At 72.2% G+C, this 23,070-nt stretch carries 21 protein-coding genes; 1 reads left to right on the top strand and 20 read right to left on the bottom strand.

Annotation, left to right across the window (positions count from 1 at the left end; genetic code table 11):
- The first annotated feature begins 34 nt into the window (after nt 1-34).
- Nucleotides 35-910 (top strand): LLM class F420-dependent oxidoreductase, encoded by an 876-nt coding sequence (locus ACWC1K_RS21395; protein WP_450833382.1) that lies wholly within the window; start codon nt 35-37, stop codon nt 908-910.
- 59 nt (nt 911-969) lie between these two features.
- Here ACWC1K_RS21395 and ACWC1K_RS21390 read toward each other — a convergent pair whose 3' ends face one another.
- The 20 genes from ACWC1K_RS21390 to ACWC1K_RS21295 form a co-directional block, all read right to left on the bottom strand.
- Nucleotides 970-1,866, bottom strand: coding sequence for a LysR family transcriptional regulator (locus ACWC1K_RS21390; RefSeq protein ID WP_351466051.1), 897 nt, complete (start codon nt 1,864-1,866; stop codon nt 970-972).
- Nucleotides 1,867-1,977: 111 nt separating this feature from the next.
- Nucleotides 1,978-3,081, bottom strand: coding sequence for a LuxR C-terminal-related transcriptional regulator (locus tag ACWC1K_RS21385; RefSeq protein WP_450833381.1), 1,104 nt, complete (start codon nt 3,079-3,081; stop codon nt 1,978-1,980).
- A gap of 92 nt (nt 3,082-3,173) precedes the next feature.
- Nucleotides 3,174-4,157, bottom strand: a complete 984-nt coding sequence (locus tag ACWC1K_RS21380) for a TauD/TfdA family dioxygenase (RefSeq protein WP_450833379.1) — start codon at nt 4,155-4,157, stop codon at nt 3,174-3,176.
- Between the two features lie 5 nt (nt 4,158-4,162).
- A complete protein-coding gene (locus tag ACWC1K_RS21375; RefSeq protein WP_450833377.1) occupies nt 4,163-5,266 on the bottom strand; it encodes an amino acid kinase family protein in 1,104 nt (367 codons plus the stop codon).
- The gene (locus tag ACWC1K_RS21370) at nt 5,263-6,306 is read right to left on the bottom strand and encodes an aspartate-semialdehyde dehydrogenase (protein ID WP_450833375.1); all 1,044 of its coding nucleotides are present in this window, start codon (nt 6,304-6,306) and stop codon (nt 5,263-5,265) included. The genes ACWC1K_RS21375 and ACWC1K_RS21370 overlap by 4 nt, the downstream gene beginning before the upstream one ends.
- Complete coding sequence (locus ACWC1K_RS21365) at nt 6,303-7,202, bottom strand: DMT family transporter (protein WP_450833516.1); 900 nt, start codon at nt 7,200-7,202, stop codon at nt 6,303-6,305. The genes ACWC1K_RS21370 and ACWC1K_RS21365 overlap by 4 nt, the downstream gene beginning before the upstream one ends.
- Nucleotides 7,203-7,292: 90 nt before the next feature.
- A complete protein-coding gene (locus ACWC1K_RS21360) occupies nt 7,293-8,237 on the bottom strand; it encodes a transporter substrate-binding domain-containing protein (protein WP_450833373.1) in 945 nt (314 codons plus the stop codon).
- 187 nt (nt 8,238-8,424) lie between these two features.
- On the bottom strand, nt 8,425-9,702 hold the full coding sequence (locus tag ACWC1K_RS21355; RefSeq protein ID WP_450833371.1) for a methylaspartate mutase: 1,278 nt from the start codon (nt 9,700-9,702) through the stop codon (nt 8,425-8,427).
- Nucleotides 9,702-10,166: a cobalamin B12-binding domain-containing protein gene (locus ACWC1K_RS21350; protein WP_450833369.1), complete on the bottom strand. Its 465-nt coding sequence runs from the start codon at nt 10,164-10,166 to the stop codon at nt 9,702-9,704. The genes ACWC1K_RS21355 and ACWC1K_RS21350 overlap by 1 nt, the downstream gene beginning before the upstream one ends.
- 85 nt (nt 10,167-10,251) lie before the next feature.
- On the bottom strand, nt 10,252-10,473 hold the full coding sequence (locus ACWC1K_RS21345; RefSeq protein ID WP_450833368.1) for a LuxR C-terminal-related transcriptional regulator: 222 nt from the start codon (nt 10,471-10,473) through the stop codon (nt 10,252-10,254).
- Between the two features lie 16 nt (nt 10,474-10,489).
- Nucleotides 10,490-11,851, bottom strand: coding sequence for an acetyl-CoA carboxylase biotin carboxylase subunit (gene accC, locus ACWC1K_RS21340; protein ID WP_450833367.1), 1,362 nt, complete (start codon nt 11,849-11,851; stop codon nt 10,490-10,492).
- An 18-nt stretch (nt 11,852-11,869) separates the two neighbouring features.
- Nucleotides 11,870-12,367 carry an acetyl-CoA carboxylase biotin carboxyl carrier protein gene (gene accB / locus ACWC1K_RS21335; protein WP_450833365.1) on the bottom strand — a complete coding sequence of 166 codons (498 nt, stop codon included), beginning with the start codon at nt 12,365-12,367 and terminating at the stop codon, nt 11,870-11,872.
- Nucleotides 12,357-14,063: an acetyl-CoA carboxylase carboxyltransferase subunit alpha gene (locus ACWC1K_RS21330; RefSeq protein WP_450833363.1), complete on the bottom strand. Its 1,707-nt coding sequence runs from the start codon at nt 14,061-14,063 to the stop codon at nt 12,357-12,359. Before ACWC1K_RS21330 ends, accB begins: the two co-directional genes overlap by 11 nt.
- Complete coding sequence (locus ACWC1K_RS21325; protein WP_450833362.1) at nt 14,060-14,554, bottom strand: DUF4188 domain-containing protein; 495 nt, start codon at nt 14,552-14,554, stop codon at nt 14,060-14,062. The genes ACWC1K_RS21330 and ACWC1K_RS21325 overlap by 4 nt, the downstream gene beginning before the upstream one ends.
- 19 nt (nt 14,555-14,573) lie before the next feature.
- A complete protein-coding gene (locus ACWC1K_RS21320) occupies nt 14,574-15,989 on the bottom strand; it encodes an aldehyde dehydrogenase family protein (RefSeq protein ID WP_450833360.1) in 1,416 nt (471 codons plus the stop codon).
- Entirely contained in the window at nt 15,986-16,615 is a 630-nt protein-coding gene (locus tag ACWC1K_RS21315; protein WP_450833359.1) for an RNA polymerase sigma factor, read from the bottom strand. Before ACWC1K_RS21315 ends, ACWC1K_RS21320 begins: the two co-directional genes overlap by 4 nt.
- A gap of 140 nt (nt 16,616-16,755) precedes the next feature.
- Nucleotides 16,756-17,565 carry a 4'-phosphopantetheinyl transferase family protein gene (locus ACWC1K_RS21310; protein WP_450833357.1) on the bottom strand — a complete coding sequence of 270 codons (810 nt, stop codon included), beginning with the start codon at nt 17,563-17,565 and terminating at the stop codon, nt 16,756-16,758.
- A gap of 7 nt (nt 17,566-17,572) precedes the next feature.
- Nucleotides 17,573-19,330, bottom strand: coding sequence for an acyl-CoA dehydrogenase family protein (locus ACWC1K_RS21305; protein ID WP_450833355.1), 1,758 nt, complete (start codon nt 19,328-19,330; stop codon nt 17,573-17,575).
- Nucleotides 19,327-21,444 carry an acyl-CoA dehydrogenase family protein gene (locus ACWC1K_RS21300; RefSeq protein ID WP_450833353.1) on the bottom strand — a complete coding sequence of 706 codons (2,118 nt, stop codon included), beginning with the start codon at nt 21,442-21,444 and terminating at the stop codon, nt 19,327-19,329. Before ACWC1K_RS21300 ends, ACWC1K_RS21305 begins: the two co-directional genes overlap by 4 nt.
- Nucleotides 21,441-23,048, bottom strand: coding sequence for a PfaD family polyunsaturated fatty acid/polyketide biosynthesis protein (locus ACWC1K_RS21295; protein ID WP_450833352.1), 1,608 nt, complete (start codon nt 23,046-23,048; stop codon nt 21,441-21,443). Before ACWC1K_RS21295 ends, ACWC1K_RS21300 begins: the two co-directional genes overlap by 4 nt.
- Nucleotides 23,049-23,070: the final 22 nt, after the last annotated feature.

The raw sequence follows: 23,070 nt of genomic DNA, 5'->3' as shown, positions 1-23,070 counted from the left end.
CAGAGGACGACGGCTGGGGTCTGGTCGGCTGAGCATGCGTATCGGAGCGGTTTTCCCGCAGACGGAGATCGGCGCGGACCCGGGCGCGGTGCGCGCCTGGGCCGAGGCCGTGGAGGAACTGGGCTTCCGGCACGCGGTCGCCTTCGACCACGTGCTCGGCGCGGGCACCGCCGGCCGCCCCGGCTGGTACGGCTACACCAGCGAAGACCCCTTCCACGAGGTCTTCGTGCTGTTCGGCTATCTCGCCGGCATCACCCGCACCCTGGAACTCGTCACCGGGGTCCTGGTGCTGCCGCAGCGGCAGACCGCCCTGGTGGCCAAGCAGGCCGCCGAGGTCGACGTGCTCAGCGGCGGCCGGCTGCGACTGGGCGTGGGCATCGGCTGGAACCGGGTGGAGTACGACACCCTCGGCGCGACGTTCACCGACCGCGGCGCCCGCAGCGCCGAACAGGTCGAGGTGCTGCGTGCGTTGTGGGCGCAGCCCACGGTCACCTACGAGGGGCGCTGGCATCGCGTCGAGGACGCGGGGATCCTGCCGCGGCCGGTGCGGGGGCGTATTCCGGTGTGGTTCGGCGGCAACGCGGAGCCTGTTCTGCGCCGGGCGGGCGAGCTGGGGGACGGCTGGCTGCCGCAGCGTCCTCCGGACGGGACCGCTCGTGCCATGGTGGAGCGTGTGCGGTCTTATGCCGCCGCGGCCGGGCGTGATCCCGGGGGGATCGGGTTCGAGGCGCGCCTCAAACTTGCGGAGGTGCCGCGGGCCGAGTGGGCGGATTTCGTTACCGGTTGGCGGGACTTGGGGGCGACGCATCTTTGTCTGAGCACGATGGGGTTGGGTCTGGCGACCGTGGACGATCACATTCGGATGCTGGGCAGTACGTTGCAGGAATTGGGGCCAATTGCCTGTGTGTGAGACTGCGGGCCGGTGGGGGCTGGTCGCGCAGTTCCTCGCGCCCCTACCGGGGCGCCGGCTCAGCGGCCGTATTCCTCAGCCAGGAACCGGATCGACTGGTCCGTGAAGACCCGCATCTCACGCGTGAGGTTCTTCCCGCGCCGCCAGGCCAATTGCGTGAACACCTCGAACGGGATGTCCCAGTCCAGTTTCACGAGAATGCCGGCGTCCAATGTGTCCTGTACGCAGGCCGTCGGCAGCAGGCTGATGCCGAGGCCCGCCGCAACCCCCCGCTTGATGGATTCAATCGTGCCGAACTCCAGGAACGGCAATGCCTCCCCCGTTCCGTCGTTCAGTTCGGCCTCGAACAGTTCCCGGTAGGCGCAGCCCGCCTCCGCGGAGATGACCTGGGTGCGGCGGAGTTCCTCCGTGGTCACCTTCGGGAGCTGGGTGAGCGGATGGTCGGGGGCGGCCACCACCGTCAGTGGTTCGGAGCCGAGGACTTCGGTCTGGACGCCCGGGTGCTGTGTCTCGGCCTCCATCAGGAAGCCCATGTCGAACATTCCCTGCCGCAGCGCATGGCAGGTCTCCGCGCACAGGCTCGGGCGCAGCACGATGTGCAGGGCCGGGTAGCGGTGGTGGAAGAACTCCAGCAGCGGCGGCATCCGGTAGGACGTGATGCTCTCCATCGAGCCGATGGTCAGGACGCCGGAGGGGTCCCCGGAGCCGACCGTGGCGCCGCGTGCCTCGCCGGCCAGGGCCAGCATCTGCTCGGCGTAGGGCAGCAGCCGCTGGCCCGCCTCGGTGAGCTGGATGCGGCCGCCGAGGCGGTCGAAGAGGTCGACGCCCAGGGACATCTCAAGTCCCTTTATCTGGCTGGTGACACTGGACTGCGCGTACTTCAGTTCCGTCGCCGCCTTCGAGAAACTGAGCAGCGTGGCCACCTTGTGGAACGCCGCCAGCTGCCTGATATCCATGGTTTTCTCCTGCATGGGCCGACAACGGATGGATTTCCTTTTCCAGCGAATCACCGGGCGGGCGCGGACGCCATGTCCCGGCGGTGTCCCCTTGGGGACAGGCGACGTCAGCTAGCGGCCAACATCCCCGTTTTCCCGGTCCTCGCCGTTCTCCCGGTTCTCGCCGTTCTCCCGGTTCTCGCGGCCGATCATCAGACCCGCCTGGAACCGGCTGACCGCGCCCATTTCCTCCATGACGGCGGAGATGTGACGCCGGCAGGTCCGGGTCGCCATGCCGAGCCTGCGCGCAATGACCTCGTCCTTCAGCCCGAGTGCCATCAGGCGAATGATGGAGTGCCGTACTTCTTCCGCGACTTGCGGGTATTCGGCGGTCTGCTGGTCCACCTCGAAGGAGCGGCCGATCTGCCACACGGACTCGAAGGCGCGGGCCAGATAGCCCACGACCGTCGGTTCGGTGATGACGGCGGCGCCGGGCGGCTGCCGGCCGGTGCGCTCCTTGGGGATGAAGGCGATCCTGCGGTCGTAGATGATGAGCCGCTCGGAGAGTTCGTCGACGGTGCGCACCTCGGCGCCGCGTCGGCTGATCTCCTGGACGTAGGTGCGGGTGGCGAGGCTGGTGCGGGCGGTGTGCTGGTAGAGGGTGCGCACGCGGACGCCTCTGCGCAGCAGTTCCAGGGTGTGTTCCCGGTCGGCCTCGAGGAGTTCGGGCGGGCGGCCGCCGCCGGACTGCAGGCTCATGCGCTCCTGGGTGCAGCCGTAGCGGGCCCGGTCGATCTCGCGGCGCACCTCCTCGACGTCGTCGAGGACGGTGATGGGTACGCCGGCCGGCAAACCGCCCGGCTGGGCGCGGTAGTCGGCGGCCAGGGAGCGCAACTCCTCGTGGATACGGCCGATCTCGCGGCGGCGGCGGCCGATCTCCACCTCCAGCGGGGTGACCAGCTCGGCCTCGGCGACCTCGGGGTCGAGGGGGACCACGGGGCGCCCGGGTGCGCTCGGGCTGAGCAGGTGCAGGTCCTGGAGGGACTTGCGAACCTCCTCGGCCGCGGTGATGTCCGCGCCGAGGGCGGTGGCGATCTCCTCGTCGTCGAAGCGGCCCTTCTCCAGAGCCGTTGCGTAGGCCTTCACCGCGAGGTCGCCGAGAAGAGGAATCCCGTCCGTCAATTCCTCACCCCCGAAACCGCCCGAACCCCACGAGGCCGGCGCGTCGCCGCGCACTGCTCCTTGCCGTTCCACCCTAGGACTGCGCTCCCCACCCGAACTCCCGTGCGGCGCACGCCGGCTTGAGAGCGTTAGGTACGGCACCGCATTCAGTAATGAACGCGCCGGTCCTCGGGCGTGGCCCGGTAACGCACGTTCCACAGGTTGCGGCGGATGTAGGTGCGTTGGAGCCAGCGGTCACGGCCGTCGTGGTGGGCCCGGAAGGTGGAGCGTGCGTGGACGCCCTTGCGGTTGTTGATCAACAGGGCCTGGCCCGGTTCCAGCCGTACGGTGTGGGCGACGGACCGGCAGGCGTCCTGCAGCGCGTCGAGGGCGGTCCTGGCGCCGCTGGTGAGCGGTCGGGTGCCGTTGGCGGAGACCGTGATCTCCGGGAAGCGGGCGGCGCCGCTGAGGATGGGCACCGGCTCGGACAGCACCTCCTCCCCGACGCTGCGGGTGTAGCTGCCGGGGGCGTTGAGCCGGTACAGCGGGCTGCGCAGGGTCTCGACCAGGGGGTCCGGCAGGTGCCGGCACAGGTCGCGGGCGTCGGCGTAATAGGTGTAGGCGTCGTTGCCGGCGGCGCCGCGCAGGCAGTTGAGGACGAGGAAGTCCGGGTTGGCGACGTCGTAGCGGCCGGTGGTGTCGTAGGTGATGTCGCTGTGGAAGTTGAGGAAGACCGCGGAGCCCTGGTTGGTCTGCGCGCGGGCGCCCTCCTGGACCGGGACGACGTCGTGGACGAGCCGGCCGGCCTTCTCGGTGAGCACGCCGATCGGCTCGCCCAGCAGTCCGGTCAGGCCGAGCAGCACGCCTTCGGCGACGAAGCTGTTCTTGGCGGCGGACGGTTCACCGTCGACCGGGGTCGGCGGCAGGTCCGTGTCCAGCGGCAGGTTGCGTACGAGCATCACGCCCGGGGAGTCGTTGTGCCGGCCGAAGTCCATGATCTGCTGCAGGAGTTCGGTGGGCAGGGCGGCGAAGACGCGGTGGTAGCGGGTCAGTGCCCGGTCGACGTCCGCGGTCGGGTCGGGCAGCAGACACAGCTCCGCACCGATGGTGTCGCGCACCCGGTCGGGCAGTTCGAGGTCGGCGAAGGTCAAGGCGGTCACACTCCGGCGAGGTGGGGCTCTGGTGCGGGTTCCATGGCGGGCAGGTCGATCCGGTCGTGCAGGCGCTGGGCGACGTGCAGGGCGTCCTCGCCGCTCTCCGCGATGTGCGTGGTGACCTTGGAGCCGCGGATCTCGGCGACCGGGACACCGACGTAGGCGCCGGGTTTGAGGTTCTGGCGGCGCTGCACGGCCTCCAGGTCGACGAAGCCGCCGACGACCGCGACCCACGGTTTCTCGGTCAGCCGTACGGTGTCGATGCCGGCCGCGTGGAAGACGCCGTGCGCGAGGTCGGCGCAGTCGTCGGAGTCGTAACCGAGCACCACGGAGCGCTGGTTGAAGACGATCGCCGCCATCTGGTCGCCCTCCCGGCTGATGGTCGTGCCGCGGGAGAACGGCGCCCGGTTGTAGCGGCAGACGATCTCGATGCCGTGCCGCAGGGCGAGCTGCACGGCCCTGCGGTGCAGCACCTTCGCCCCGTACAGGGACATCAGGGCGGCCATGTTGAAGGAGACCTTCGGCAGCAGCCGTGCGCCGCGCACCAGGTGCGGGTCGGAGGTGTAGATGCCGTCGACGTCGGAGTGGATCTCGCAGGCGGTGCCGCCGAGGGCGCGGGCGACGGCGATGGCCGACAGGTCGGAGCTGTTCTTGCCGAGCCAGGTGGGCCGCCCCTGCGCGTCGATGGCCTGGCCGCCGGGGACGACGACGACCTCGTACTCGGCCAGGGTCCTGTCGAGCGGTCCCGGGTCGGTCTCGATGACCCGGGCCCACAGGAAGGACGAGTTGGTGATCAGGCCGATCTGGTGGCCGGCCAGGACCGTCGCGGTGCGGCCCCTGCGGTGCAGGGCGGTGGCGAGCAGGTGGGCGCTGATCAGGTCGGCGGTGGCGAGCATGCCGGCCGGGGTGGCGTCCTCGGGATGGGCGTTGACCTCGTGCAGCCGGCCCCGCAGCTGTTCGGTCTCCCCCTGCATGGCGCTGACCACGACGGCCAGCCGGCGGCCCTCGCGTTCCAGCCTGGCTTCGAGGCCGGCCGCGAGCTTGTCGTAGGCGGCATGGGTACGGAAGGTGGAGCCGCCGAACTTCAGAATGGCAGCGTCGGTCACAGCAACCCCCGGTCGAGAACGGTCTCGGCGATCTGTACGGCGTTCAGGGCGGCCCCGATGCGCAGGTTGTCGGCGACCAGCCAGAGCCAGAAGCCGCGCGGGTTGTGCGGGGCAACCCGGACCCGGCCGACATGGACGTGGTCCGGGTTGCCCGCGGTCAGCGGGGTCGGGAAGCGGCCCGGGGTGTCCTGGTCGTGGACGGTGACCTCGGGCAGGGCGGCGAGGCGGGCGATCAGCTCGGCGCGGTCGACGGGGGCCGCGGCCTCCACCCACACCGCCTCGGAGTGCGAGTTGACGACCGGGACACGGACGCAGGTGGTGGTGACGTCGAGGTGCGGCAACCCGAGGATCTTGCGGGACTCCTGGAGCATCTTCTGCTCCTCCATGGTGAACCCGGTGTCCAGGAGCCGGTCGATGAAGGGCACGACGTTGAAGGCGAGCGGGGCGGTGAAGCGTTCCGCGGGCAGTTCGGCGTCGGGGTCGTGCAGGGCGAGTTCGGTGCCCTCCTGGAGTTCCTCGATGCCGTGCTGGCCCTGCCCGGAGGCCGCCTGGTAGGTGCTGACGACCACCTGCCGTATCCCCCACCGCTGCTCGACCGTCTGCAGGAGCCGCACCAGCGGGATGGTCGAGCAGTTGGGGTTGGCGATGATGCCGCTCGCCGGGCGGCCGGTCAGGACGTCCGCGTTGACCTGCGGGACGACCAGCGGGGTGTCCGGGTCCATGCGGAAGGCGTTGGTGTTGTCGATGACCAGCGCGCCCTGGGCGGCGGCCGGCCGGGCCCACTTCTGGCTGACGGACGTACCGGCGGAGAAGAACGCGATGTCCACGTCCGAGAAGTCGAAGCCGTCCAGGTCCTCCACGGTGCAGGAGAGGCCGTCGACCTCCATCTGCCGCCCCGCCGAACGTGCGGACGCGGCGAGCCGTATGCCGTTGTGGCGCAGGCCCCGGGTCTCGATCAGCTCGATGAGGGTGTGGCCGACCGCTCCGGTCGCGCCGACGAGGGCGATGCTCGGCGCCTTGGTGTCGCTGACGAAGGTCATCGGGGTTCTCCGATCCGGGTGAGCGCGGGTGCCGCCGCCTTGTCCCCGTGCGTACGGCGGCCTCCCGACGGCAGCAGCCGCCAGCCGAGGTTCACGCCGAGGCCCGCCAGGACGATCAGCGGGACGCCCAGGGCCTGAAGGAGCGTGATGTGGTGCCCGTACACGGTGAAGTCGGCGAGGATGGCGACCGCCGGGTAGACGAAGGACAGGACCGCGATCTTCGCGGTGGGCAGCTTCTGGTACGAGGCGTACAGCAGGATGTACATCAGGCAGGTGTGGATGACGCCGAGTCCGACCAGCCAGGCCCAGTCGGCGCCGAGACCCGCGGTCTTGCCGAGTGCCGTGAACGGCAGGAGCAGCGGGATGCCGACCAGTACCTGGGTGAGGGCGGTGAGTTCGGGGCGTACGGACTTCAGGTGCTTGGCGATGACGGTGGCGAAGGCGTACAGCAGCGCGGCGAGCAGTGCCTGGCCGACGCCGAGGAAGTAGGCGTCGCCCTTCTTTCCGTCGGCGGAGGTGAGGTCGGCGACCAGGAGCACGCCGAGGAAGGCGAGCACGATCCAGCCGGCCTGGTGGCGGTTGAGCTTCTCCTTGAAGAGGACCAGCCCGAGGATCACGACGTAGAACGGCTGGGTGTGGTAGACGACCGTCGCCACCGATATGGACGTCTTGGTGTAACTGCTGAACAGCAGCACCCAGTTGAAGACGATGCACACGCCGCCGAGGACCGCGAGGGCGAAGGTGCGGCGGGTGAAGTTGTGGTTCCTGAACAGGCCGCGGGCCAGGCAGTACGCGGCGAGGGCGACGGCGCCGAAGACGCAGCGGAAGAAGACCACGTTGAAGCTGGGCTGGCCGGACTCGACGACGAAGACGCCGAGGGTGCCCGACAGGACCATGGCCGCGGTGAGTTCGACGGCTCCTCTGGTCTGCTGCTGACGGCTGGGGGTGCTCACAGTCGGTACCTCTTCTCCGGGTGGATCCGCGTCTCAGTGCAGGGGCACGGCGTAGTGCAGACCACCTCTGGTCCACAGCTCGTTGGGGCCGCGCGGCACATCGAGGCCCGAGGCGCGGCCGAGGTTGCGTTCGTACAGGTCGGCGTAGCTGCCCACGGCGTCGAGGACACGGGCCGCCCACCGCTCGTCGAGGCCGGCGGCGGGTCCGTGCCGTCCGGCCTGGCGGGCGACGGCCTCGCGACCGGCCTCGCCGGTGCGGTGGCTCTCGTACTCGGCGGCGAACAGGAGCTGCAGCACCCAGCGGCAGATCCGGAACCAGCCGGGGTCGTCGTCCCGCACCACGGCGGCCATGGGCTCGCGGGAGATCTCGGCGGGCAGGATCCGGTGCGCCCCGGGGTCGGGGAGGGTTCGTCGCGCCCCCGCCAGGGCCACCTTGTCGAGGACGTACGCGGCGCACTCGCCACGGGCGTAGGCACGCAGCGCGTCGGCGGGCCGGTCGAAGGGGACGGGCTCCACGGCGAGGCCCCGCGGCCGGTACCAGGCGGTCAGGTTGGCCGGCGAGGTGGAGCCGGCGTGCACGGCGAGCCGCCGGCCCGCCAGCTGGACGGGGTCCTCGAAGCCGGATTCCGCGGGCACGAGGAACCCCTCGCCGTCGTAGCAGGTGACCCCGGCGAAGAGGAGCCCGTGCGCGGCCTCGCGCCCCATGGTCCAGCTCACGTTGCAGACCGTCAGATCCGCTCGCCCCGCGGCCAGTTGGCTGAGCCGGGCGGCGGATCCGGCCGGACGCCACTCGACGGCCTCCGGATCGCCCAGCACGGCGGCGGCGACCGCACGGGCGATGTCCGCGTCCAGCCCGGTCCACCGTCCGTCGGCGCCGCACAGCGAGAGCCCGGGCTGCCCCTGGGACACCAGGGCCCGCACGGCACCGCGGGTACGGACGGCGGCCAGCGTGCCGACCAGGGCCGTACGGGCGCTCATGTCCCGCTCCGCGGCAGCGAACCGGCACAGCACACAGGCAGACCGAACCGGGTACGGGTGCCGAGCGGCCACCGGCCGTGCGCCGAAACGGCCGTGCGCACGGCACCGGCACACCATCCGGAGCGACCGCACCGGCCGCCACCGGTGCCGAACCCGGCCAAGGGGGCGGCGGCCGTGGTGCGGGGGGTCATGCCGCGCTCCGCAGGAGGGAGCCGACCAGGTCCTCGCGGTCGTAACGGCGTTCGTTGTAGGCGAGCATCGTGGTCAGGCGGTCGGCCGTGAGGGGAGAGGTGCAGGCGGTGTCCGTGTCGCGGATCGTGACCGGCATGCCGCCCGCCTTCGACCAGCTGAGCATGCCCTGCTCGTCGATGACGGCTCGGGCGGCGCCCGCGTTGTCGCGGTGCAGGCAGTACGGCACGTCGAGGACTCCCCGGGCGAAGGCGGTGACCAGGGCGGAGCCGACGGTGCGGCCCAGTTCGAGGGTGGCGCCGATCAGGGTGCGGGCCTCGGTGAGGAGGCCGGTGTCGGTGGGCGGGGGGCACTTGGTGACCGCGCAGTCGGCGGCGGCCTGGCGGGCGACGGCGTCCGCGAACTCCAGGGCCTCGGCGTTCTCCTCGATCGCGGGGATACGGCGGGCCTCGGCGGGCGTCTTGACGATGAGCCGCTCGGTGCCGCTGTGCACCGCGAGACGGACGCTGTCCTCGACGAGTCGGTAGGAGCCGATCGGGGTGCGCGGGAAGACACCCATGTAGGTGTAGAGGGTGACGTGCCAGTCGACGCCGGGGAGATGCTCCCCGGCGAGGCGGCGCAGGGCGGCCAGGGCCTCCAGGTCCTGGCCCAGGTGCACCTGTTGGGCGTAGCTGAGGGAGATCGAGCGCAGCCCGTGCTCGTGGAAGAACATCGCCTCCAGGACGCTGAGCGCCACCAGCAGGGAGGGCGGGCAGAGCTGGCCGAGCATGCAGCCGCCGAAGGTCTCCAGGTGCATGGGCTCGGGCGCGGCCGCGGCGAGTTCGCTGCAGCGGGCCCAGTTGTCGGTCGCCTCGGGGAGCGGGACACGGCCGTAGGGCAGGCAGTACGACACCGGGCCGCCCTCGGTGGCGTCGACGCCCGCCGCGACCATCGTGCGGAAGAGGTCGAGCGGCAGCGGCGAACCGTGCCGTACCTGGACCGGGAAGTCCGGACCGGAGACCTCGCGCAGCAGGTCGCGCACGGTTCCCGCGCCGTGGGCCTGCAGCGGGAAGCCGTTGAGCTCGGCTCCCTCGCGCAGGGCGCGGCGGGCGGAGGCGTAGTCGCCGACCCGGGTGTAGCTGTCGAGCGTGATGGTGCCGACCGTGGTGGCCCGGCAGTCCCGCACCGCGCTCAACCCGGCCCGCATCCGGGCGAGTTCACCGAAACCCATGCGCGGCTGCACGACCAGCCGCCCGGTCGCGGCCGCCGTCCGGACGAAGTCGGCGAAGCGGGGCATCAGCGCGGCGCCCCGGCGACGAGAGGCTCGCGTGCGGGCGCTGTCCGGGCCAGCCCCGCGAGGAAGTCGCCGAAGGCGGACAGGGTGCGCCCCGCCGGCTGGTCCGACTCGTTGAACACGGCGTCGAAGCCCGCGTCGAGCAGCCGCCGCCCCTCCTCGGCGTCCGCGCCCCGCACGCCCAGCTTGCCCCCGATGACGACCGGCAGGGCGGCCAGTTCGGGATCGCGGCGCAGGGCACGGATGAGGCGCAGACCGTCGAGGTGGCCGTGGCCGTTGACGGTGCTCAGCACCAGGAGGTCGGGGCGGTCGGCGCCGCGGCAGGCGTCCATGACGGTCCCGTCCGGCGGGCACACGCCGAGATTGGTCACCTCGTGCCCGGCCTCCTCCAGCAGCAGCTGCAGATAGACCAGATTCCACATGTGCGCGTCGGAAGAAACGCTGGAAACGACAATACGGAGAGACATACCCATCACTCTTGGATTCGCCCGGGCGAAAGTACAGAAGCCGCCCAACGGAGTTCCCGGACCGGAGATCAGGAATTTCCATACGTCAGGTGTCCGGGGTGTCCACGGCGCCGAGCAGGCCCAGCCGGGCGGCGGCCGCGCCCAGCTGGAAGCGGGTCACCACGCCGAGTTTCGCGCACATTCCGGCCAGATAGCGGCGCAGGGTGCGGGTGGAGACGCCGAGGCTGCGGGAAATGAATTCGTCGGACCTGCCGCATTCCAGTTGACGTAGGATCGCGACTTCCATGTCGCAGATGTCGCCGGCCATGTCGGCCTCCGAGCGTCTAAAGAGCGAAGTGCCGCTCCAGGAAATCCGTGGCGACTCCCCCGCGGCGGAACTCCGGGTGGCCGAGTATCTCCTGGTGCATGGGGATCGTGGTGTGGACTCCCGGACCCGACACCTCGAACTCCGACAGGGCGCGCAGGGCACGGTCCAGGCAGGTGGCGCGGTCCGGTCCCCAGACGATGAGCTTGCCGATCATCGAGTCGTAGTAGGGGCTGACCCGGGAGCCCGGCACGTAGTCGGTGTCGACGCGGACCCAGGGGCCGCCCGGGGTGCGGTAGTTCTCCAGCAGGCCGGGTGTGGGCGCGAAGCCGCGGTCGGGGTCCTCGGCGTTGATGCGGCACTCGATGGCGTGGCCGCGGACCTCGATGTCCTCCTGCTTGACGGTGAGCGGGGAGCCGGAGGCGACGCGCAGCTGCTCGCTGATCAGGTCGACGCCGGTGACGAGTTCGGTGACCGGGTGCTCGACCTGGATACGGGCGTTCATCTCCATGAACCAGAAGGCGTTCTGCGCGTCCGGGTCGGCCTCCAGCAGGAACTCCACGGTGCCCGCGCCCCGGTAGCCGACCGCGCGCGCCCCGGCGACGGCCGCGGCTCCGAGCCTGGCCCGCAGTTCGGGCGGGATGCCGGGGCCGGGCGACTCCTCGACCAGCTTCTGGTGGCGGCGCTGTACGGAGCAGTCGCGTTCGCCGAGGTGGACGGCGCCGTCGAAGTCGTCGCACAGGACCTGGATCTCGATGTGCCGGGTGCGGGTGAGGTAGCGCTCGATGTAGACGGAGCTGTTCTTGAACACCGCCTGGGCGTTCGCCCGGGTGGTGGTGTAGGCGTCGCGCAGGTCCTGCGGCCGGCGTACGACCGTGATGCCGCGGCCGCCGCCGCCCGCCGCGGCCTTGATGATCACCGGGTAGCCGATGTCCCGCGCGATCTCCTCGGCCGCCTCCACCGAGTCGACGGGCTCGGTGGTGCCGGGCAGCAGCGGGAGGCCCGCGGCCGTCATGAGCTTGCGGGCCGTGGCCTTGTCGCCGACGTTCTCCATCACGTCCGGCGGCGGGCCGATGAAGGTGATGCCGTCGTCCGCGCAGATCTCGGCGAAGTACGGGTCCTCGGAGAGGAATCCGTATCCGGGGTGGATGGCCTCGGCGCCGGTCTTCACGGCGGCGCCGATGATGTTGGGGATGTTGAGGTAGCTGCGGGTGGGGGCGCCGGGGCCGATGTGCACGGCCTCGTCGGCGGCCTTCACGAACTGCGCGTCGGCGTCCGGGGTCGAGTACACGGCGACCGTGCGGACCCCGAGGTCGCGGCAGGTCCGGATGATCCTGAGCGCGATCTCGCCGCGGTTGGCGATGAGCACCTTGTCGAACATGTCGTCGTCCGCCTCGTCTCAGCCGGCCGGGACGAGGTCGATGAGCGGCTGTGCGTACTCGACGACGTCCCCGTCCTGTACGTGGATGGCGTGCACGGTGCCCTTGACCTCGGCGGTGATGGAGTTGAGCAGCTTCATCGCCTCGATGATGGCGAGCTGCTGCCCGGCCTCCACGGTGTCGCCGACCTTGACGAAGGGCTCCGCGCCCGGGGAGGAGGCCTGGTAGAACGTGCCGACGAGGGGCGCGGTGACCCGTACCAGGCCGGCGGGGGCGGTCTCCGGCTCCGGAGCAGCGGCCGCCGCCACGGGGGCCGTCTGCACGGGCGGGGCGGCCGGAGCCGTCTGCACCGGCGCGTTCTCCCACTCCACGTCCACGCTGAGGGCGCCGGCCCGCAGCGTGATCCGCCGCAGTGTGCCGGGGAGTTCACCGGCGAGGCGCAGGGTGTGGGCCCGCAGTTCCTCCACCGTCATGTCGGTGCTGTCCTCGGCTTTGGTGGTGGTCACCTCAGTGCTCATCGTGCGTCTCCCAGTCCACTACGGGCTGCAGTTGGGGGTCCCCGAAGCGGTCGTACCGCCTCCGTCGGGCGTCGACGAGCTGCTCGCCGGAGAGGTCGAGCAGCGGGGCGAGGGTCCGCGCGAGGGCGCTCTTGACCGTCAGCGCGGTGGTGTGCGGGGCGGTGTGGGCTCCGTCGGGCGGCTCGGGCACGATGCCGTCGACGACGCCGAGGCGCAGCAGTTCGGAGGCGGTCAGACGCAGGGCGTCGGCTGCGCGGCCCGCGTGCTCGGCCGTGCCGAAGAGGATCGTCGAGCAGCCTTCGGGGCTGATGACCGAGTAGTAGGCGTTCTCCAGGATGAGGACGGAGTTGGCGACACCGAGGGCGAGCGCGCCGCCGCTGCCGCCCTCGCCGGTGACGACGGAGACGACCGGGACGCGCAGCCGGGACAGTTCGAGGATGCACTCGGCGATGGCCACGCTCTGGCCGCGTTCCTCGGCGCCGATGCCCGGGAAGGCGCCCGGGGTGTCGATGAACGCGATCACCGGCAGCCCGAACCGGTCCGCGAACCGCATCAGCCTCAGTGCCTTGCGGTAGCCCTCGGGGTTCGGCATGCCGAAGTTGCTGCGCACCAGCTCGGCCGTGTCGTGGCCCTTCTGGTGCCCGAGGACGACGACGCTCTGCCCGCCGAACCGGGCGATCCCGCCGACCAGCGCCTCGTCGTCGCCGAAGGCACGGTCGCCGTGCAGGGCGACGAAGTCGTCGAAGACGTACCCGATGTACTCCAGGGTGGTGGGCCGCTGGATGTCGCGGGCGAGGGCGACGGTCTCGCGGGTGGTGCGGGTGGTGGGCACCGGGTGCGCGAGCACCGAGTCCGCGGAGCTTCCGGGGAGTTCGGGCACGGACGGGCCCAGCAGGGCCAGCAGTCGTGCCAGCTGCTCGCGCTGGCTCTCCCGCGGTACGACGGCGTCGATCATGCCGTGTTCGAGGAGGAACTCGGCGCTCTGGAAGCCGGCCGGCAGCTCCTGGCGGATGGTGTTGCGGATGACCTGGGGCCCGGCGAAGCCGAGGAGGCTGCCGGGCTCGGCGAGGACGACGTCCCCGAGCATCGCGAAGGAGGCGCTGACCCCGCCGAAGGTCGGGTCGGTGTTGAGGTTGATCACCGGTACCCGGGCCTCGCGCAGGGCGGCGATCCACTGGGAGGTCTTGGCCATCTGCATCAGCGACAGCGCGCCCTCCTGCATCCGCGCACCGCCGGAGGCGGCGACCAGGAGCAGCGGCAGCCGTTCGGCGAGGGCGGTGCGGGCCGCGGCGGCGACGGTCTCGCCGACGACGGTGCCCATGCTGCCGCCCATGAAGGTGAAGTCGAGGACGGCGACGACCAGGTGACGGCCGCGCACGCTCATCCGCCCGGCGAGCACGGCGTCCTGCCGCCCGGTCCGGGACTGGGCGTCCCGCAGCCGGTCGGGGTACGCCTTGCTGTCGCGGAAGCCGAGCAGGTCGCGCGGCGCGTAGTCGTCGGGGAACGCCTCGAAGCTGCCCGCGTCGGCGAGCTGGGCGATCCGCACGTCGGGCGGGATGCGGAAGTGGAACTGGCACTCGGGGCACACCTTGCGGTTGCGGTCGAGTCGTTTGCCGTAGATGTACGCGCCGCAGGACGCGCACCGGCGCCACTGGACGTCCTGTCCGGCCCGGATGGGCCCTGGTGTGGTCGTCACGTTGTGCTCCGCTCTTGTCGACTGCCGCTGCCGCGCTCCCGTGGCACCGGCACGGCCCGCTGGGGCCGGCTGTCGGTGGCCGCGGCGATGCCGAACGGCGGCATGTTGCGGTAGACGGTGTGCATGCGCGCCGGGTCGACGACATACGCCTCGTGGTAGATGCCGACCGCGCCGTTGTCGGCGACGGTGCGGTTGAAGCGGCCCCAGGCGGGCCGGTGGGCGGCGTCCGTGTCGTGCGCGTACGCCATCAGCTCGTCCATGGAGCGCCAGTACTGGATCACCACGACCGTGCGGCCGATCCAGGTGCGGGCGCCCAGAAAGCCGTACTCCTTCTGCTGGTGGAGCTCGACCAGCATCGGGACCATCGCCGTGAAGGACGGCAGCCAGCGGTGCACCTTCCAGAAGCTGTTGATCCGCATGCCGATGAGGAACACCACGGTTCCCTCGGGCGGGTCCGCCACCTGGGGCACTAGCTCGACCTTGGCTGCCACGGAAGCTCCCATCGGAGTCTTAGAAGGGGTACGTGCGCGGGGGCGTGCTGGTGGTGAGGGTGCGCCAGCGGGTGAAGGCCTCCAGGCTGGCGCGCCCGCCGAAGCCGGAGCCGTTGCCGGAGGCGCCGACACCGCCGAAGGGCAGGCCGGCGTCCTGGACGACGGTCTGGTCGCCGATATGGGTGACACCGCACCGGAGTTGACGGCCGATGGCCTCCCCCCGTGTCGTGTCGCCGGTGTAGACGGCGGCCGTCAGGCCGTGGTCGCTGGTGTTGGCGAGGCGGACGGCCGCCGCGTCGTCCGCGAAGGCGGTGACCGTGGCGACCGGTCCGAAGACCTCCGTGTGGAAGACGTCCATCTGCTCGGTGACGTCGGCGAGGACCGTCGGCGGGTAGTACGGCGGCTGCGGGCGCCCCCCGGTGACCAGTCGGGCGCCTTGGGCGACGGCCTGCTCGACGGCGTTCGCGACGGTCGTGAGCTGGCGCCGGTCGATGAGGGGGCCGATCTGGGCGTCCGAGCGGTACGGGTCGCCGATGCGCAGGGCGGCCGCGTGCCGGGCCAGCGCCTGCGTGTACTCCTCGACGATCGACCGGTGGACCAGGTGACGGCGGGCGGACATGCAGATCTGCCCCTGGTGCAGGAAGGAGCCCCAGGCCCCGGCGGCCGCGGCCTGCTCCACGTCGACGTCGTCGAGGACCACGAAGGCGTTCTGGCCGCCGAGTTCGAGCACGACCCGCTTGAGCAGCCGCCCGCACTGCGCGCCGATCTCGCGGCCCACCTCGGTCGACCCGGTGAACGACACCATGGCCACGTCGGGCGCCTGCACCAGCGCCGAGCCGGCCTCCGCGTCGCCGTGCACGACCTCCAGCACGCTCGGCGGCAGCCCCGCGTCGGCGAACGCCTCGACGAAGAGGCGGCCGCCGCTGAGCGGGGTGTGCGGGTCGGGCTTGAGGAGCACGGTGTTGCCGAGGGCGAGCGCGGGGCCCAGGGAGCGGGCCGCGAGCAGCAGCGGGAAGTTCCAGGGCACGATCACACCGACCACGCCCAGCGGGACGCGGGTCACCTCGGCCGCGCGGTCGGGGTCGTCGGCGGGCGGGTGCGGGAGCCCGGGATGCCGGGCCAGCCGCGCGCCGTGCCGCAACTCCTGTGCGGCCTGGTGGACTTCGAAGAACGCCTTGCCGGGGATCGCGCCGCCCTCCCGCACCAGCAGCTCCTGTGCCTGCTCGGCACGCTCCACCAGCAGGTCGGCGGCGCGTTCGACGATCGCGGCGCGTTCCTCGGCGGGCGTGGCCGCCCAGGCGGGGGCCGCGGCGCCGGCCCGGCGGGCAGCGGAGGTGACGCGGTCGGGGGTGGACAGCTCGACGGCGCCGAGCGGTTCACCGGTGGTGATCTCCCGGCTGACCAGCCGGGTCTCGGACGCGGTGAGGGCGGTCACCTGGGCACCTCGGTTTCGGCTGTGTCGTGGGTGCGTACGGGGCAGCGGGCGCAGTCCTCGTCGAGGGCTGCCGGCGTGCCGTCCCGGTCGAGGGCGCGCCGCAGCCGGCGCAGACAGCGGGTGCGGATCGGGCCGACCGAGCTCACCGGCATGGACAGCGCGGCGGCGATCTCCTGGTACGAGGCCGGCGGGTCCTGAAGGGCCCGCAGCAGGAGTTCGCGGCACTGGTCGGAGAGGCTGTCGAGGGCGCGCAGCACCTCCTGGCCGCGGTCGGCGCGCAGGGTGATCTGCTCCGGGCTCTCGTGGTGGTCGAGCAGATGCTCCAGTGAGGCGCTGTCGCCGACCATGACCAGACGCCGGTCGCGGGTGGCCGCCTTGATGGCCTCGCGGCGGGCGACGGTGGCGAGCCAGTCGCCGAGCCGGTCGGGGTCGCGGATGCGGTCGGCGTTCTGCATCAGCCGGAACCAGGTCAGCTGACGCACGTCCTCGGCGTCGACCCGGCTCACCCGGTGGCTGCGGGCCACCGACCAGACCAGCCGGCCGTACCGGCCGACGGTCTCGTCCCAGGCTTCCGCCTCGCCACGGGCACAGCCCGCGAGCAGCTCCGCGTTCCCCTTCGCCGGCATCGCTCGTCCTCCGTCTGCGACCGCCCGCACGGCAGCGGGCTCCGGCTTCCATGCAACACACCGCGCGTTACGGCCGGAAACGGATGACGGCGTCAGGTAGCGGTCAGACCAGGAGTGGACAGCGTGGAGTGGGCAGTCGCTCATCGGGGGCCGCCCGCGGGGGCCTTGGGCAGCAGCTCGGCCATGGCCGAACGCAGCCGTACGGGGATCGGCCCGGGCTCGTCCTCGCTGCCCCGGATGGCGATGCCGAGCGCGAACCGGTCCCACACCTGGAGCACCTGGATCTGCCACAACGGCCGCTCCTCCTGCGGGATCTCGTCATCGACGACGGCCAGCCCGCCACCCCTGAGCCGGTGTACGGAGAAGGCGTCGAAGCCGCGGGCCATGCCCATGCCGGTGGCCTTGGTGTACGCCTCCTTGGCCACCCAGGAGTCCGCGAAGGCGTGCCCCTGCTGGTCCTCCCGGTCGCGGCGCAGCACCTCCTGTTCCAGCGGGGTGAAGACCTTCGGCGCGAACTGGAGGGCCTCGGGGCGGGCCGGGGTGTTCTCGGCGTCGACGCCCGCGGTACGGCCGCGTACCACGATCGCGGCGATCAGCCCGTTGGTGTGGGTGATGTTGAAGTCGAGCCCCCAGTCGGCCCCTTGGACGGTCGGGCGCCCGAACCGGCCCTTGTCGAACCGCCACTCCCCCGGCGCCACGTCGGCGTACTGCGACAGCACCTGGCGGGAGAGCAGCCGGGCGCCGAGGAAACGGGTGCGGGCGGCGGGGAAGAGCAGCCGGTCGTGCCGGGCCCGCTCCTCCTCGGTGAGCAGTTCGAGGCCGCCGGTGGCCTCGGCGAACCGTTCCACGTCCTCCTCGGCGAGAAGCCATACGTCGGCGCCTTCGGCCAGCGGGTCGTGGAGGGCCGCCCCTTCTCCCGGCAGACCGGGGGCCTCCTCGCTCGTACGCATCTTCCGGTCACCAACCCACCTGGAACGGACGGAAGGAGAACAGCAGCCCCTCGCGGTGGGCGCCCGCCATGATCTCGGCGACGGCGTCGACGTCCTCGGGTCCTGTCACCCGGCGCGTGGGGTGGAAGCGCCGCAGCAGCCGCTCCAGGCAGAGCAGGAGGACGGCCGGTGAGCGCAGGGCGGGCGCGAAGCCGGCGCGTCCGCGCAGGTAGAGGTGGACGCAGGCGGCTGCCGCCGACACGGCCGCGTACTGCTTGGCGAGGTCGTACAGCTCAGCGGACTGCCCGGCCTGCCGGCCCTGTTCGGCGGCGAGTTTGGCGTGCTCGTCGGCGAGGCGGTGCACTTCGTCGGCGAGCTGCCCCGCGGTGTCGGCGCACCCGGCCAGCCATGCCGCCTCACGGCCCTGCGCTTCGTCCGCTGCCCGGCGCAGTTCGGCGACGGCCGAGCGGAGGGCGAGTACGGAGTCGTCGCCGCCGCGGCTGAAGAGCTGCTGCGCGGCGGGCTCGTAGGGGTCCATCGGGTGGGCGGGATCGAAGAGCCGGGTGGTGGCGGCGAGGGCCTCGGCCACGGGGGCGGGTTCCTGCGCGACGGCGTTGGCGAGCAGGTTCTGCAGTTGCAGGGCGATGTTCTTGAGGTTCACCACGGTGTTGCCGTCGGCGAAGTTGGAGATCGCGAAGTCGCGCAGGACCTTCTGGAAGATGCCGTGGCGGGGGTGGTCGCGCAGGTAGTAGCGGGCGCCGAGGACGGTGGCCAGCCGGGAGAGGGTCTCCTCCAGCAGGGTCGGCACGAAGTACTTGACGACGGAGGACCAGATGCTGGCCTGGGCGGGGGCGAGCTGGAGCGAGCGCACGGCGCCGGTGGTGAGCGCGTCGGCGATCAGCAGCTCGGCGAAACACTCGGCCAACTGCCGCTTGGAATACGGAACTTCGAGCACCGTCCCGCCGAAGATGACACGGCGGGAGGCGAAGTCGAGGGTGCTGCGCAGGGCGGTGTCCACGCAGCTCATGGCAATGCTGGAGATCGCGATCCGCGCCAGCTGACTGCTCTTCAGGGCGACTTCGAGCCCTTGCCCGACCCGTCCGACGAGCGCCGAGTCCGGCACGAAGCAGTCGGTGAGCCGCACTCCGCTCATGTCGAGGCCGCGCAGCCCGTGGAGCGGCTCGTCGCGCAGGTGCTCCAGTTGCCGCGCCGGGATGCCGGCCTTCTCGACGGCGAAGACCGAGTACCCGCCGGGCCCGCCCTTCTCCGAGGTACGGGCGAAGACCATGACCGTGGCGGCGACGGTGGCGTTGCCGATGGTCCACTTCTCGCCGCTGAGCAGCCAGCCGCCGTCGGTGCGCCGGGCGACGGTCTCGTTCGCCAGTACGTCACTGCCGTGCCGGCGCTCGGACAGCCCCCAGGCCAGCTTCTGGCCGTCGCGGATGGCGTCGGCGAAGTGCTGCCGCTGCTCGGGGCTGCCGGCGATCCACACCGGCATATAGCTGAGGCTGGTCAGCACCATGGCGGTGGCGGAGGTGGGGTCCCGGCGGCCGACGAGGCGGTAGAGGTTGAAGCCGTCCTCGACATGGACGGCCCTGCCGCCGTTGGCGGCGGGGACGATCCAGTCGTACAGGCCCCATGCGGCCAGGGCGTCCACGAACTCGTGCGGGTACTCCTGGCGTTCGTCGAGGTCGAGGATGCGCGGGTACGGCATGGGGCCGCCGGCGTCCCACGGGTCGCCGAGGTACCGCTCCAGGTCCGCCATCAGCGCGGTGAGGTCGGTCATGTCGTCTCGTCCTCCTCGGGTGCCGGTCCGTCGGACAGCCGGACCGGGAACGCGGTGAACAGGAGCCGCGCGCGATCGAGCGAAGTGAGCGCGCGGGCCGCGGGCGCCAGATCGGAAGCCGCCCGCCGGAGATCGCGCCCCTCGGCCAGGGCGACCAGCGCGGCCAGAACGGCGGTGAGCCACCCGGCCCCGGCGGGCTCCTCGCCGTACAGACCGCGTTCGGGGTGCGCACGCCATGCAAGGGCGGCCGCGGCGGCCGTGTACAGCAGGCAGCACCTGTCGGCGAGGTCGAGCAACTCGGGCGAGGCCCCGAGACCGCGGGCCCGGTCGCGCTGGGCCTCGGCGGCGGTGGCAAAGGTGTCGGCGAGGGCGGTACGGACGCCACGCACGAGGACGGCGGCCCGGTCTTCGCCGCGTGCCGTGAGGTCCCGCGCGAGTTCTTCCGCCTGTGCCGCAAAGCCGAGGAGCACAAGGTCCTTGGGCCGCGCGGAGAGGTCAAGCGCCCCCGGATCGAGGTCGGGAAGCGGCTCGCCGAAGGCGAACAGGGCGTCGAGACCGGCCGGGGTCCCGGAGCCGGCCGCGGGCAGTTCACCGCCGGTCGGCGCCTCGAAGCGGGCTGGGGCACCGGACTCGGCCACGGCGGGACCGCCCGCCGGGCCGGTCGCAACGCCGGGCCCCGGCCCCGCCGACGCCCCGAAGCGACTCGGGGAACCGACACCGTCCGCGGCCGGCACCACCACTTCGGACACAGCCGCAGAACCGGATCCGGAGGCCAGAGGCCCACCCGCGCCGACAGCCCCGGCATGAGGCCTCCGCCCCGCCGCCCCCTCACAGCGAGCCGGGGAAGCGGAACCAGCCGCGGCCGGCACCACCACATCGGCGCCCGGGTGCGGCTCCGGTCGCCCCGAACCCTCTGACGGTGCCGGAGAACCCGATCCCCTCGCGGCGAACGTGGGGGCGTAGCCCGGGAGTTGCAGGGTCACCGCGCGCAGGACGCCGAGTGGGCTGGTGTCGATGGACTCCACGACGGTGTTGTCGCGCTGGGCCTTGTCGACGACGGCGCCGGGGCCGTGAGCCAGGACTCCGCGGGCGCCCAGCAAGGAGCGGGAGCGGGCCACCGTGGAAGCCGTCAGGCGGGTGGAGACGCGCTTGACGACCGACGAGCACAGGCCGAACGTCGCCGGTGAGAGGTGGGCGTAGCGGGCGGCGGTCAGGGAGAGGAGGTCCGCCGCGAACAACTCGGCTGCGGCGAGGGCCAGTTCGCGGGAGCCGTGGGCGGTGTCCGCCACCGTGACGCCGCCGACCCGCCTGCCCTGCGTGAACCGCAGGGCCGTGCGCAGCGCCGTGTCCGCCGTTGCCAGGCAGGCCGCCGTACTGAGCAGCCGTACCACCTGCTGGGCCCGCATCGCGCCCGCGAGGCCGCCGCCCAGGTCCCCGATCACCGCCTGCTGCGGTACGGGAGTGCCGTCGAAGGTCAGGTCGGCGAAGTCGATGCCTCGCATTCCGGTGACGGGCTGCGCGGGCTGCCGCCGTACCCGGGGCATCTCGCCCGGCCCCAGCAGTACCGCCGTGAACGCTGCCGGGCCGCGCTCCGCCGTGCGGGCCACCACCACCGCGGCGTCCGCGGTGGCGCCCCGCCCGACGAGCCATTTGCGGCCGGTCAGCCGGAAGCCGCCGTCCCGCGCCGGGTCGAGGCGGCACTCGCCCGCCAGGATGTCGCTGCCCGAGTGTTCCTCGGAGAGTGCGAAGGCGATCGTCCGCCCCTCCTGCACCCAGTCGGCGACGGTCTTGGCCTGCTCGGGAGTGCCCGCCGCGAGCACCGTCATCACGGCGGAGCAGGACAGCAGGGTGGCCGGCATGATCGCGGCATCGCGCCGGGCGGCCACCCGCACCAGCAGCAGGGTGTCGTCCAGGCCGCGCAGTGCGCCGCCCAGTGACAGGGGCAGATGGGCGAGCGGGAAGTCGACGGAGTCGAGGCGGGCGGCGAAGGCGTGGGGGAAGTCGCCGCGGTCGTCCCGCGCGACGCCGGCCGCGAAGCCGTAGACGTTGTCCGTCCGCCAGGGGTCGCCGAGCAGTTCGTCGAGGAGCGCCGCGGCGGTGAAGGGGACCGTCATGGCCGTACCTCCAGGGCCGGGTCGGGCTGCGGCACCGGGTAGTCGGCGATCGCGGGCGAGAGCGCGAGGCCCGCTGCCCGCAGCATGGACAGGCGCTGGTGGAAGGCCGCCCCGGTCATGATGTGGCGGGCGACGTCGGCGACGCGGCGGTTCTGCGGGGCGGCCAGATACGTGCCCCGGACCCAGGAGTTGAAGCTGCCCATCGCGGGGCCGCACCAGATCTGGTAGTCGACCGCCCGGTCCGCCTCCCCCGTCTTGGCCCAGCGCGAGGCCATGCCCAGGTACCAGCGGAAGATCAGCGCGGCCCGCCGTTTGGGGCTGGCGGCGGCGCGGGCGAGCTGGTCGGGGTCGCGGCGCTCGAAGTAGGCGACGGTCTCCGCCCAGACGTCCTCCAGAGGGCGCCTGAAGAGCTGCTTCTCGATACGGGCGCGGGCCGCGGCGGGGATCGCGTCGATGCCTTCGTGGTCGCGGTACAGCTCGTAGAGGAGCCGGGCGCGCATCGGGAAGAGCGTGCCGCGCTTGAGGACCTGCAGCTCCACGCCCATCTCGAACATGTCCGCCGCGGGCGCCATCTCGAAGTCCGCGAGGTCGGCCTGCGCCAGCATCTCCTTGACCTGCGCGGAGGTACCGGCCTCGACGCAGGACTGGTTGACGGAGCCGGTCACCACATAGTCGGCGCCCATGGCGAAGGCCGCCCAGGCCGCCTCGGGCGTGCCGATGCCGCCCGCCGCCCCCACGCGGATCCGCACCGGGTACCCCGACTCCCGCATCAGTCCGTCCCGTTGCCGGATGATCACCGGCAGCTGCGCGGGCAGCGGGCGCCGGTCGGTGTGCCCGCCGGAGTCGGCCTCCACGGTGATGTCGTCGGCGAGCGGCACCCGTTCGGCGAGCCGCGCCTGCTCCGCGGTGATCGCGCCCTCGTCGAGCAGCGCCCGCACCATCGGCTCGGGCGCGGGCCGCATGAACAGCTCCGCGAGTTCGGTACGGGAGATCTTGGCGATGACCTTGTTGCCCGCGACGACCCCGTGCGGACCGCCGGCCCGCAGCCCGGCCAGCCGGTAGCGCACGATGTGCGGGGTGAGCGCCAGGAACGCGGACGCCTCCACACACGGCACCCGGTGCTTCAGATACAGGTCGACGGCGGTGCGCTCCAGCCGCTCCTCGCTGGGGCTGTGGATCAGATTGCAGGCGTACGGCAGCCCCGGGATCTCGGCCGCGAAGCGCACCAGCGCCTTCTCCACGGCCTCGGGCAGGAGTCCGGCCGCCCCGTAGGAGCCGAGGTAGCCGGCCCGGGCCATGGCGATCACCAGGTCGGCGGAGGCGATGCCGTTGGCCATGGCGCCGCTCATGTACGCCTGACGTACCCCGTACGCCTCCAGGAAGGCGGCGCTGCCCAGGCGTTCGGGCCCGAGCGGTGGCACGGCGGCGACGACCTCGTGCTCCCCGCCGGGCCGCACGCCTCCGCCTGAGGCGGCGCCGAGGCCGTAGGGCCCCCGCAGGATGTAGACGGGCTCGTCGAGGCGCATCAGCGCCTCCTGGATCCCGGTGTCGCCGACCGCGGGTGCGGGTCCGCTCCAGCGCGGCCGCGGCTGTTCGGTGCTCATGAGTGCGTCTCCTTGGTCCGTT

Source organism: Streptomyces sp. NPDC001492, assembly GCF_053597275.1.
The sequence above is the reverse complement of the archived record's forward strand: the minus strand, read 5'-3'. Positions and strand labels throughout refer to the sequence as shown.

What these genes read in the sequence shown, in the direction of transcription:
- ACWC1K_RS21395 (WP_450833382.1), top strand. Translation starts at nt 35, where the DNA reads ATGCGTATCGGAGCGGTTTTCCCGCAGACGGAGATCGGCGCGGACCCG.
- ACWC1K_RS21390 (WP_351466051.1), bottom strand. Translation starts at nt 1,866, where the DNA reads ATGGATATCAGGCAGCTGGCGGCGTTCCACAAGGTGGCCACGCTGCTC.
- ACWC1K_RS21370 (WP_450833375.1), bottom strand. Translation starts at nt 6,306, where the DNA reads ATGACCTTCGTCAGCGACACCAAGGCGCCGAGCATCGCCCTCGTCGGC.
- ACWC1K_RS21365 (WP_450833516.1), bottom strand. Translation starts at nt 7,202, where the DNA reads ATGGTCCTGTCGGGCACCCTCGGCGTCTTCGTCGTCGAGTCCGGCCAG.
- ACWC1K_RS21360 (WP_450833373.1), bottom strand. Translation starts at nt 8,237, where the DNA reads ATGAGCGCCCGTACGGCCCTGGTCGGCACGCTGGCCGCCGTCCGTACC.
- ACWC1K_RS21355 (WP_450833371.1), bottom strand. Translation starts at nt 9,702, where the DNA reads ATGCCCCGCTTCGCCGACTTCGTCCGGACGGCGGCCGCGACCGGGCGG.
- ACWC1K_RS21350 (WP_450833369.1), bottom strand. Translation starts at nt 10,166, where the DNA reads ATGTCTCTCCGTATTGTCGTTTCCAGCGTTTCTTCCGACGCGCACATG.
- ACWC1K_RS21345 (WP_450833368.1), bottom strand. Translation starts at nt 10,473, where the DNA reads ATGGCCGGCGACATCTGCGACATGGAAGTCGCGATCCTACGTCAACTG.
- accC (WP_450833367.1), bottom strand. Translation starts at nt 11,851, where the DNA reads ATGTTCGACAAGGTGCTCATCGCCAACCGCGGCGAGATCGCGCTCAGG.
- accB (WP_450833365.1), bottom strand. Translation starts at nt 12,367, where the DNA reads ATGAGCACTGAGGTGACCACCACCAAAGCCGAGGACAGCACCGACATG.
- ACWC1K_RS21315 (WP_450833359.1), bottom strand. Translation starts at nt 16,615, where the DNA reads ATGCCGGCGAAGGGGAACGCGGAGCTGCTCGCGGGCTGTGCCCGTGGC.
- ACWC1K_RS21310 (WP_450833357.1), bottom strand. Translation starts at nt 17,565, where the DNA reads ATGCGTACGAGCGAGGAGGCCCCCGGTCTGCCGGGAGAAGGGGCGGCC.
- ACWC1K_RS21305 (WP_450833355.1), bottom strand. Translation starts at nt 19,330, where the DNA reads ATGACCGACCTCACCGCGCTGATGGCGGACCTGGAGCGGTACCTCGGC.
- ACWC1K_RS21300 (WP_450833353.1), bottom strand. Translation starts at nt 21,444, where the DNA reads ATGACGGTCCCCTTCACCGCCGCGGCGCTCCTCGACGAACTGCTCGGC.
- ACWC1K_RS21295 (WP_450833352.1), bottom strand. Translation starts at nt 23,048, where the DNA reads ATGAGCACCGAACAGCCGCGGCCGCGCTGGAGCGGACCCGCACCCGCG.